This window comes from Pseudoalteromonas sp. 31A1, from assembly GCF_011378815.1.
GTDB classification, from domain to species: Bacteria; Pseudomonadota; Gammaproteobacteria; order Enterobacterales; family Alteromonadaceae; genus Pseudoalteromonas; species Pseudoalteromonas arctica.
This window is the reverse complement of record NZ_WTKY01000003.1, coordinates 330,277-339,480: the sequence shown is the minus strand read 5'-3', so window position 1 is coordinate 339,480 and position 9,204 is coordinate 330,277. Positions and strand designations below refer to the sequence as shown.

Sequence of the window (9,204 nt, the reverse complement as noted above, 5' to 3'; positions counted from 1 at the left end):
TTAGCCCACTAGGTTACAAACCTCGCGCCGCGATTTAATCGCCCCTAGATTGAACAAATTTCAATCCACAAAGATCAACACGCCCTAGTAGATTAGTTTAATTACGCTAAGGGTTTTTAAACCCTTTTCATGCGTAAATTAAGTAAACCTTGCTCTTTATTGGCTATATTATTGTAGGTAATAAAGAGCGAGCTTTTAGAAACCCCTCTTGAGATAGCACGTATTTAGTGCCTATATACTTGCAGTTAGTTTTTTCTTAAAACGTTGATGATAACCACAAACGTAATTTTAGTGACCATAACGGCTGAATGCCTGTTAGCCCTTGCGTCATTTTATTATCTTTTAAGATTATATAAGATGGCGTGACTTGCCCTTGCCAATCGGCAAATATCTCACCGTGTTGATCGTTGACAGTGGTAAAACTGTAGCCATGATCATTTAGATACTCATGTAGTTTTTGATCCGAGCCTGATTTTATTGCGATACTCACGACAGGGTAGTTATTCTCGTTTGCGAGTTCGTTTATGGCAGGGGAGGTAATACTACAAATAGGGCACCAAGTTCCCCAAAAATAGACAAGTGTTGGTTTATCTTGGCTCATTGCTGACAAATCAATGTTTTGCCCTTTATAATCTATTAATTGTAATTGAGGATTTGCTGGCATAACAGGTTGTCGCCACCAATTGACAGCGTTATAAATTACGAAAAATATGAAACCATATATCAACACACTTTTTAATATTGATAGGCCTTTTTGTTTTGGCGTTTTTTTAGGTGTGTCTTTTTTATTTTTGGTACCCGTTGTCATAGTTGCAGCTTTACCCTAAGTGTTTTTTACTTTAGTTATTTGCAAAAGTTTCTAATTTAAACCAGCAACCAAGTAGCAGTACCTAAAAAGGCGAATATACCCACAATATCTGTCACCGTGGTTAGCACCACACTCCCTGCAAGTGCTGGGTCTATATTCATTCTTTTAAGAATAATAGGGATACTCGCACCAGCAACACCTGCCACCACTAAGTTCATAAACATAGCGAAGGCGAGTACGCCACCAAGCATAAAGTCCCACTGCCATAGGGCAATAACACCTGCTATTAACAACGACCACAAAACACCGTTTAACGCGCCAATAGCAAGCTCTTTCATCATCAAGAAACGTTGGTTTGTTTGATTTATATGACCTACCGCAATACCACGAATAACAAGCGTTAATGATTGGCTACCTGCAACACCGCCCATAGAAGGGACAATACCGTTAAGTACAGCTAAAATAGGTAAAACATCTAAAGTGCCTTCAAAAAAGCTAGCTACAAAAGCAGCTGCAAGTGCAGTTAGTAAGTTGACACCTAACCAAACTGAGCGTTTTTTAGAGCTTTTTAGTACTGGCGCAAAGGTATCTTCTTCATCATCAAGGCCGGCTAAGCCCAATAAACTATGCTCAGCATCTTCGCGGATTACGTCAACGATGTCATCGATAGTGACACGGCCAAGGAGCTGATCGTTATCATCGACTACGGGGGCCGATATCCAATTATGACGTTCAAATAATTGCGCGACTTCACTTTCATCCATTGAGATTGGAATGGATTCACAATCTTCATCCATTAAATCGCGAACAATCTTTTCTGGCGGGTTAGTTAATAATGTACTCAGCGATAAAGCGCCTATAAAGCAGTTATGCTTATCAACAACGTACAAGTCATCGGTACCTTCTGGTAACTCGCCACGTAGCCTAATATACCTAAGTACAACATCAAGCGTAACGTCAGGGCGAATGGTCACCGTATCGGTGTTCATTAGCGCGCCAGCAGAACGCTCTTGATACGAAAGTGCTTGTGTTGCACGTTCACGGTCTTGAATGTCCATCGCGCTAACAACGTCTTTATAAACGGTGTCTGGCAGACTACGTAATACTTCACCTAAGTCATCGTGGCCCATATCTTCGGTTGCGGCTGCAATGTGCTTAGGTTCCATTTGGGCAATAATGCCTAAACGAACATCTTCTGATAGTTCTTCAAGAACATCGCCTTGCACATCAGGATCAACCAACTGCCAAAGGAGTCGGCGAATTTTATGTGGTGATGATTCTAATAATAATGCGGTATCACAAGGAGCTGTTTTTGCGAGCATGCGCCTAACTTGAACAAATTGACCACTATTGAGTGACTTAGTCACCTGTTTTAGTTGCTGTAGTGGGTAATCTTGTTCAAAAGCTTCAGGCATTGGCGTCCTTTATAAATTTTTATATTACTTTATGGGGAGAGGTGAGTTAACTGGCGTCACTAACCGTATTTATTTTATATATCTGTTTTAGTTGGGGCATTAGTAATGCGAGCATTATTTTTATAACTGTTTATTCTTGTTCATTAAAACGTTGTGCTATTAATTCTCCAACAGCATGCAAAGCTTGCTCAGAATCAGGGCCTTTGCATACAACTTTTACTTCTTTGCCTTGGCTACTTTCAAGTAACATTAGTGCAAGTACGCTATCGCCTGCGGCTTCTTTGTCATCTTGGAATAATGTGATTGTAGCATCAAATTGTACTGCTAATTGCGCAAGCACAGTAGCTGCTCTGGCGTGTAAGCCTAATTTGTTTTTTATTAAAAAAGTGTCTTCACAATGCATAACTTACTCTACCTAAGCTGAACAGGTGATTATTCAGCTATATTATTTTTCTTGTTCGCGATGGCGAATTTTTACATTAGGATGTGTCATTGCAAAACTTTCACCGATAGTTTGCGCTAAATATACAGAGCGGTGTTGTCCGCCTGTACACCCAATGGCAATGGTTAAATAACTGCGGTTATTTCGCTCTAAGTGCGGTAACCACGTTTGTACAAATGTTTGAATTTGCCATGTGAATTTTTGCACTATGCTGTGATTGGCCAAATAATCTTTAACAGGTTGATCTAACCCATTTAAAGGTTTTAATTCAGGTTCCCAATGTGGATTGGGTAAAAAGCGTGCATCAAATACGTAATCTGCTTCTTTTGGTATACCGTATTTAAAACCAAACGATTCAAACGTGACAATCAGTTGCTTATCTTTTTTACCTAAAATCTTTTCACGAATAGATTCAGCAAGTTGATGAACGCTTAAATCAGTTGTATCTATCATAAAGTCGGCGCGGGTGATTAATACATCAAGTAATTCTTTTTCTTTTTTGATGGCTAAATCAAGAGGCAACGAGTCAATTGATAGTGGGTGTAATCTACGAGTTTCAGAAAAACGTTTGATCAATGTTTGATCGTCGCTATCTAAATAAAATAACGTAGGTTTTGCAAAGCCAGGCAAGTATTCAAGAATATCGTTAAATTCATCTTGTTGTTTAGGGATGTTACGCACATCAATGCTAACAGCAATTTTATCATAGCTATCAGACACACTGCGAACTAATGAAGGAAGCAAGTTAACTGGAATATTATCTACGCAATAATAACCTAAATCTTCTACAACGCGTAAAGCAACCGACTTTCCAGAACCAGAACGGCCGCTTATGATAATTAACTCCATTTAACACCCTTTATAAAACTATGATTGATTGACAATAACTTGGTAAAGCTCAGTATCTGATTTTGCACTGCGTAACTGTTTACAAAAATCTTTGTTGTTTAGTTTATCAGCAATGGTTGCTAGAGTCTTTAAGTGCTGCTGGTTATCGCCATCTGGTACGATGAGTGCGACGAAAATATCAACAGGGCGATTATCGATCGCATCAAAATTTATTGGAGTTTCGCTAACGAGTACTAAAGCCAAAGGCTCTTCTGCACCGCTCATTCTTCCATGAGGAATGGCAATGCCACGCCCTATACCTGTACTACCCAATTTTTCTCTGCTCATTAAAGCATTAAGAATATCTTGTTGCGGTAAATACGGAAGTTTGTCGTGAGCAAGTTCGCTAATGAACTCTAAAATTCTTTTTTTGCTATTAAAAAGGACCGCAGCTTTGCTGCAGTCCTGGCATATAAGTGAGCTTAATTTCATCATATTAGTGTCGAGCAAGCTTCTCTTTGTGTTTAATTACTTGTCGATCGAGCTTGTCGATCAACGAGTCAATGGCGGCATACATATCTTGATGTTCTGTAGAGGCAAATAGCTCAGCACCGCTTACGTGTATGGTGGCTTCTGCTTTTTGATTTAATTTTTCTACATCGAGAATGACATGAACATTATTAATATGATCAGAGTGTCTTTCTAGCTTCGCAAATTTGGTATTAATATAGTCTCTTAGTGAATCGGTTAATTCTACGTGACGACCAGTTAAGTTTAGTTGCATAAGCATTACCCTCTTTTTTTTGCGTCTTAAATCAAACTTTTACGCTGATTTGACGGTGGAATAGCCAGAGATTCGCGGTATTTTGCGATTGTACGTCTCGCTACTTTAATTCCTTGCTCAGCCAATATATCCGCTATTTTGCTATCACTCAATGGTTTTGCTGAGTTTTCTGCTGCGATTAATTTTCGGATAAGCGCACGGATTGCTGTAGATGAACATTCACCACCGTTTTCGGTGCTTACATGGCTTGAGAAAAAATATTTAAGCTCAAATATACCACGGGGTGTGTGCATATACTTTTGGGTTGTTACGCGCGAAATTGTTGATTCGTGCATTTCTACCATTTCAGCAACATCATTTAAAACCATTGGTTTCATGGCTTCAGGACCGTGTTCAAAAAAGCCTTGTTGTTGCTTAACAATACAATTTGTTACTTTTAATAGCGTGTCGTTTCTACTTTCTAAGCTTTTAATAAACCATTTAGCTTCTTGTAAATGCGAGCGAATAAACTGGCTGTCACCACTGGATTTTACAGTGCGAGACATTGCCGCGTATTGGCTATTAACACGAATTTTAGGCATGCTGTCTGGGTTTAACTCAACAACCCAGCGGCCTTTAATTTTTTTAACTGACACATCAGGAATAACATACTCAGATTCTTCTCTTACAATAGTATCTGCAGGTTTAGGGCTAAGAGTATGTATTAATGTCATTACTTCTTTAAGCTCTTCTTCTTTGAGCTTAGTTTTCTTCATTAATGTACGATAGTCACGAGCAGCTAATAAATCAATATGCTCGGTTAAAATCATTTTTGTTTCATTAATGTAAGGTGTTTCTTTATCAAACTGGTTAAGCTGAATACACAAACACTCTTGTAAACTACGTGCGGCAATACCAACAGGATCAAACAGTTGGATGCGTTTTAATACAGCTTCAATTTCATCAAGTTCGACTTCGTTATCATCTTCGTTTTCTTGATTAAAGCTTTCTAAAATCTCTTCGCAGCTTAGTGTTAAAATACCTGAATCATCGACGGCTTCTACAATAGCAATAGCAATAGCTTCGTCTGTAGGGCTAAATGGCGTTAGTTGTAACTGCCACATTAAATACTCATGGAGCGTTTCAGTAGAGGCGCCTTGGTATATTGATTCGTCTTCAGGCATCGGACCCGATGATGCTGCTGGGGCGGCACTCATGTACTCATCCCAACTAACATCCATAGCCATGTCGTCACTTAGCGTGTCTTTTGCAAGTGCTTCACCACTATCTTGTTCGTATTCGCTTGGAGCATCATCGGCAGATGCGCTAACAGTTATGTCATCTGTATCTGCTTTTTGCTCGTTTTTACCTGCAGCGTCTTCTGAATAGTCTGCTTCTTCAACCTCTAATAGCGGGTTGCTGTCGAGAGCTTCTTGTATTTCTTGCTGGAGATCCAATGTACTGAGTTGCAACAAACGAATAGCTTGTTGCAGCTGTGGAGTCATTGTAAGTTGCTGGCCCATGCGCAGCTGTAGTGATTGCCTCATGTATCTCTAACAATCCTTTTATGTTGTTATAATTAATACTAGCAGATGCTTAAAGACATGGCGTAAATGTTACAGCCTAAATTGCTCGCCTAAGTAAACATCGCGTACTGTTTTATCATTTAATACGTGTTCTGGAGTACCTGATGCAATCAGCTCCCCATGAGAAACAATGTAGGCTTTTTCACAAACATCAAGGGTTTCTCTTACGTTATGATCGGTAATTAATACACCAATCCCACGATTTTTAAGATGTTCTATTATTTTCTTTATGTCTAATACCGAAATCGGGTCAACACCTGCAAATGGTTCATCCAGTAATATAAATTTAGGATCTGCTGCCAGCGCACGTGCTATTTCAACACGACGACGTTCGCCACCCGACAATGCCATACCTTGGCTATCACGAATGTGTTGTATGCTAAATTCATCTAATAATTTATCGAGAGTGTCTTCTCTAGCTTGTTTATTTAACTCTTTGCGCGTTTCTAAAATGGCCATTAAGTTTTGATAAACAGTCAGCTTTCTGAATATTGAAGACTCTTGCGGTAAGTAGCCAATGCCTAATCTAGCACGACTATGCATAGGTAAAAGAGTAATATCGTTATCGTCTATCGATATTTTACCTTTGTCGCTAGGTACAAGTCCTACTATCATATAAAACGTGGTAGTTTTACCTGCGCCGTTAGGGCCAAGTAAGCCAACAATACTGCCAGCTTTGACTTCAAGGCCGACGTTTTTTACAACTTCACGGCCTTTATAGCTCTTTGCTAATAGCTCTGCTTTTAATGTGCTCATGGTTGACCTTTGTCGCTTTTTTTACTTTTTTTAGTCTCGATTGGTACTAAAATTGTGTGAACGCGGTCAGTTGAGTTTTCATCTTTTTCGGCACTGATTAGCTGCTGCTCTATATCGTAGGTAATGCTTTTAGCATTTATTTTTTGTCCCGCTTGCGATACTTGTGCATTACCAACAAGCGTTAAAAAACGCTTAGATACATCATAACGTACTTCGTCAGCACTGGCGCTCATAGTCGTGCCATCTGATTGCTTTTCTTCAAAGTGCGCAGGGCTACCTGTAGCAATTAATAATTGTTTATTATCGCCAAGTTCATCGCGTTTATGTACTTCTAAGCGGTCGGCTGTGATACGGCGGTTACCGTGAATAATTTCAACGTTTTTCTCAAAAATCCCGACATTAGCTTTTAATTGACCTTCTTGCTTATCGGCGCTTATTGAAATTTGATTTGCAGCCGGTTGCGTGTTTTGCTCTGCAGCACTACTATTAAACGCTAGTATAAGTGTAGGAATAATAAGTGATTTTAATATTTTATTGGTCATAATATATGGTTCGCGTATGGTTAATTAGTTTTATCACTTCGGTTTTTAAGTCGGCTTCTAGGCCTTTACCAGTGATTTTTAAATTGGGTCCAGTGATGATAACGGGTTGCTCCGAACGCATTGTTAATAGCTTTATATCTACCTGAATATTATCAGCATTGATTTTGTCTATCATGGCGTTATCGGTTAAGTTTTTGGCAACCACATTGCCTTCTAAAATTAATTGTTTGTCTTCGTATAATGTTGCTTCGTCTGCATTTATTTGCCACGTTTGCTTTTCGTTATATAAAGTAAAAATAGGTTTTTCAAAAAACGTAAAACCTAATTGTTGATATAGCTCCATTTTAGCCGCAGTGACTTTGTGGCTAATTTTACCTTGTTCGTCATAGGCTGTTTGTTTGAGTTCTATGGCTATGTAATCAGGCTTGGCAATAACTTCAGGCTCAGTCTGAGGCACAATATTTGTTTGTGTAAAATAAGGGTACCAAAGCCAAACCATACAGCTAATGAATAAAACGCTTAATATTATGCGCGCTGCATTCATGAACTAGTGCCTTGTGTAGTCAATGCTTTACCATTTTCAAGCATGAGCAAGTCGGTAAGCTCTCTTACTGCACCAAAGCCGCCAGGCATTTGCGTTACATAGTGTGATAAACGTTTAATAAGTGGATGGGCATCATTTACTGCAACAGCAAAGCCGACTAATTCCATAACGGGCATGTCAGGACCATCATCACCGATATAAGCAATTTGTTCATCGCTAAGGTTGAGTTTGTCTTTTAATTCTTGATAGGCAATGAGCTTATTTTCTTGGCCTTGATAAATATGCTGTACGGTTAAGCTGCTCATACGTTGTTGCACTATTTGTGAATGACGACCAGTAATTACAGCCACTTCAAAGCCACTGTTTATAAGCGCTTTAATGCCAAAACCATCTTTTGTATTAAATGCTTTTAGCTCTTCACCTTGATTACCAAGATAAATACGGCCATCAGAAAATACACCATCAATATCGCATATAAGTAGCTTTACTTTTTTAGCGCGTGCTTTTGCATCATCGCTCAGCGGTTGATAGAGTTCTTCAAATTGCATTTATAACACTCCTGCTTTTAATAGGTCTTGCATGTTTAATGCGCCAATAGGTTGGTTTTTATCATTGACGACGATTAAGCCATTTATACGTTTGTGTTCCATAATATTAAGCGCTTCAGCAGCCAAAATATCTTGTGTAGCCGTAGTACATGACTTAGTCATAACAACATCTATTTGTGTTGTATGAATATCAATTCTTTGCTCTAAAATACGACGCAAATCGCCATCGGTAAATAATCCCACGAGCTGCTGATCTTCATCAACAATGGCTGTCATACCTAGCCCTTTAGCAGACATTTCAATAAGGGCGTCTTTAACTGTTTGTGAAACGCTAATAATAGGTGTATTTGCGCCGCTGTGCATAACATCTTTTAAAGTAAGTAATAAGCGCTTGCCTAAACTACCACCTGGGTGAGATAGCGCGAAGTCATCAGCTGTAAACCCGCGAGCTTCTAATAATGCAACTGCCATGGCATCGCCCATCGCAAGCGTTGCAGTGGTACTTGATGTAGGAGCTAGACCCAATGAACAGGCTTCTTTTTCTACTTTAATACACACATGTACATTAGCAAGGGTCGCCATGGTTGATTGCGTATTGCCAGTCATCGATATCATTTTGGCACCAAGTCGTTTTAAAACCGGAATGATATTTAAAACTTCGCTGGTCTCCCCTGAATTAGAAATAAGCATAACCACGTCATTTTTAGTGATCATACCTAAATCACCATGACTTGCTTCACCAGGGTGAACAAAAAATGCTGGACTGCCAGTGCTTGCAAGGGTTGCCGCTATTTTATTGCCAATATGACCTGATTTACCCATACCAATGACAATAATACGGCCTTCGCAGTCGTACATTAATTGGCACGCGTTATGAAAATTTTCATCTACATATTGTGCAATATCACTAAGTGCTTGGCGTTCAACATCTAAAACGCGAAGGCCTTGTTCAATAAAATTTAGCGTTGCCAT

Annotated in this window: 12 protein-coding genes; all 12 read right to left on the bottom strand. The window is 39.2% G+C overall.

Going from position 1 to position 9,204, the window contains the following annotated elements:
• Nucleotides 1-256: 256 nt before the first annotated feature.
• Entirely contained in the window at nt 257-808 is a 552-nt protein-coding gene (locus GQR52_RS05440; RefSeq protein ID WP_165721143.1) for a protein disulfide oxidoreductase, read from the bottom strand.
• A 56-nt stretch (nt 809-864) separates the two neighbouring features.
• The gene (gene mgtE / locus GQR52_RS05435) at nt 865-2,223 is read right to left on the bottom strand and encodes a magnesium transporter (RefSeq protein WP_010554268.1); all 1,359 of its coding nucleotides are present in this window, start codon (nt 2,221-2,223) and stop codon (nt 865-867) included.
• A gap of 130 nt (nt 2,224-2,353) precedes the next feature.
• Nucleotides 2,354-2,626 carry an HPr family phosphocarrier protein gene (locus tag GQR52_RS05430; protein ID WP_002957937.1) on the bottom strand — a complete coding sequence of 91 codons (273 nt, stop codon included), beginning with the start codon at nt 2,624-2,626 and terminating at the stop codon, nt 2,354-2,356.
• 42 nt (nt 2,627-2,668) lie between these two features.
• Nucleotides 2,669-3,514, bottom strand: a complete 846-nt coding sequence (gene rapZ, locus GQR52_RS05425; protein WP_010554269.1) for an RNase adapter RapZ — start codon at nt 3,512-3,514, stop codon at nt 2,669-2,671.
• An 18-nt stretch (nt 3,515-3,532) separates the two neighbouring features.
• Entirely contained in the window at nt 3,533-3,985 is a 453-nt protein-coding gene (gene ptsN / locus GQR52_RS05420) for a PTS IIA-like nitrogen regulatory protein PtsN (protein WP_024590190.1), read from the bottom strand.
• Nucleotides 3,986-3,989: 4 nt separating this feature from the next.
• Nucleotides 3,990-4,277 carry a ribosome hibernation promoting factor gene (gene hpf / locus GQR52_RS05415; protein WP_007580301.1) on the bottom strand — a complete coding sequence of 96 codons (288 nt, stop codon included), beginning with the start codon at nt 4,275-4,277 and terminating at the stop codon, nt 3,990-3,992.
• A gap of 26 nt (nt 4,278-4,303) precedes the next feature.
• Nucleotides 4,304-5,803, bottom strand: coding sequence for an RNA polymerase factor sigma-54 (locus tag GQR52_RS05410; protein WP_007580303.1), 1,500 nt, complete (start codon nt 5,801-5,803; stop codon nt 4,304-4,306).
• 69 nt (nt 5,804-5,872) lie between these two features.
• Nucleotides 5,873-6,598 (bottom strand): LPS export ABC transporter ATP-binding protein, encoded by a 726-nt coding sequence (gene lptB, locus GQR52_RS05405; RefSeq protein WP_007580304.1) that lies wholly within the window; start codon nt 6,596-6,598, stop codon nt 5,873-5,875.
• A complete protein-coding gene (lptA, locus tag GQR52_RS05400; RefSeq protein WP_024590191.1) occupies nt 6,595-7,140 on the bottom strand; it encodes a lipopolysaccharide transport periplasmic protein LptA in 546 nt (181 codons plus the stop codon). The genes lptB and lptA overlap by 4 nt, the downstream gene beginning before the upstream one ends.
• Nucleotides 7,130-7,684 (bottom strand): LPS export ABC transporter periplasmic protein LptC, encoded by a 555-nt coding sequence (gene lptC / locus GQR52_RS05395; RefSeq protein WP_007580308.1) that lies wholly within the window; start codon nt 7,682-7,684, stop codon nt 7,130-7,132. The genes lptA and lptC overlap by 11 nt, the downstream gene beginning before the upstream one ends.
• Complete coding sequence (gene kdsC / locus GQR52_RS05390) at nt 7,681-8,232, bottom strand: 3-deoxy-manno-octulosonate-8-phosphatase KdsC (protein WP_007580311.1); 552 nt, start codon at nt 8,230-8,232, stop codon at nt 7,681-7,683. The genes lptC and kdsC overlap by 4 nt, the downstream gene beginning before the upstream one ends.
• Nucleotides 8,233-9,204, bottom strand: coding sequence for a KpsF/GutQ family sugar-phosphate isomerase (locus tag GQR52_RS05385; protein ID WP_165727702.1), 972 nt, complete (start codon nt 9,202-9,204; stop codon nt 8,233-8,235).

Coding starts and splice junctions, on each gene's coding strand:
- GQR52_RS05430 (WP_002957937.1), bottom strand. CDS start 2,626: ATGCATTGTGAAGACACTTTTTTAATAAAAAACAAATTAGGCTTACAC.
- lptA (WP_024590191.1), bottom strand. CDS start 7,140: ATGACCAATAAAATATTAAAATCACTTATTATTCCTACACTTATACTA.
- kdsC (WP_007580311.1), bottom strand. CDS start 8,232: ATGCAATTTGAAGAACTCTATCAACCGCTGAGCGATGATGCAAAAGCA.
- GQR52_RS05440 (WP_165721143.1), bottom strand. CDS start 808: ATGACAACGGGTACCAAAAATAAAAAAGACACACCTAAAAAAACGCCA.
- ptsN (WP_024590190.1), bottom strand. CDS start 3,985: ATGAAATTAAGCTCACTTATATGCCAGGACTGCAGCAAAGCTGCGGTC.
- hpf (WP_007580301.1), bottom strand. CDS start 4,277: ATGCAACTAAACTTAACTGGTCGTCACGTAGAATTAACCGATTCACTA.
- GQR52_RS05385 (WP_165727702.1), bottom strand. CDS start 9,204: ATGGCAACGCTAAATTTTATTGAACAAGGCCTTCGCGTTTTAGATGTT.
- lptC (WP_007580308.1), bottom strand. CDS start 7,684: ATGAATGCAGCGCGCATAATATTAAGCGTTTTATTCATTAGCTGTATG.
- GQR52_RS05410 (WP_007580303.1), bottom strand. CDS start 5,803: ATGAGGCAATCACTACAGCTGCGCATGGGCCAGCAACTTACAATGACT.
- rapZ (WP_010554269.1), bottom strand. CDS start 3,514: ATGGAGTTAATTATCATAAGCGGCCGTTCTGGTTCTGGAAAGTCGGTT.
- mgtE (WP_010554268.1), bottom strand. CDS start 2,223: ATGCCTGAAGCTTTTGAACAAGATTACCCACTACAGCAACTAAAACAG.
- lptB (WP_007580304.1), bottom strand. CDS start 6,598: ATGAGCACATTAAAAGCAGAGCTATTAGCAAAGAGCTATAAAGGCCGT.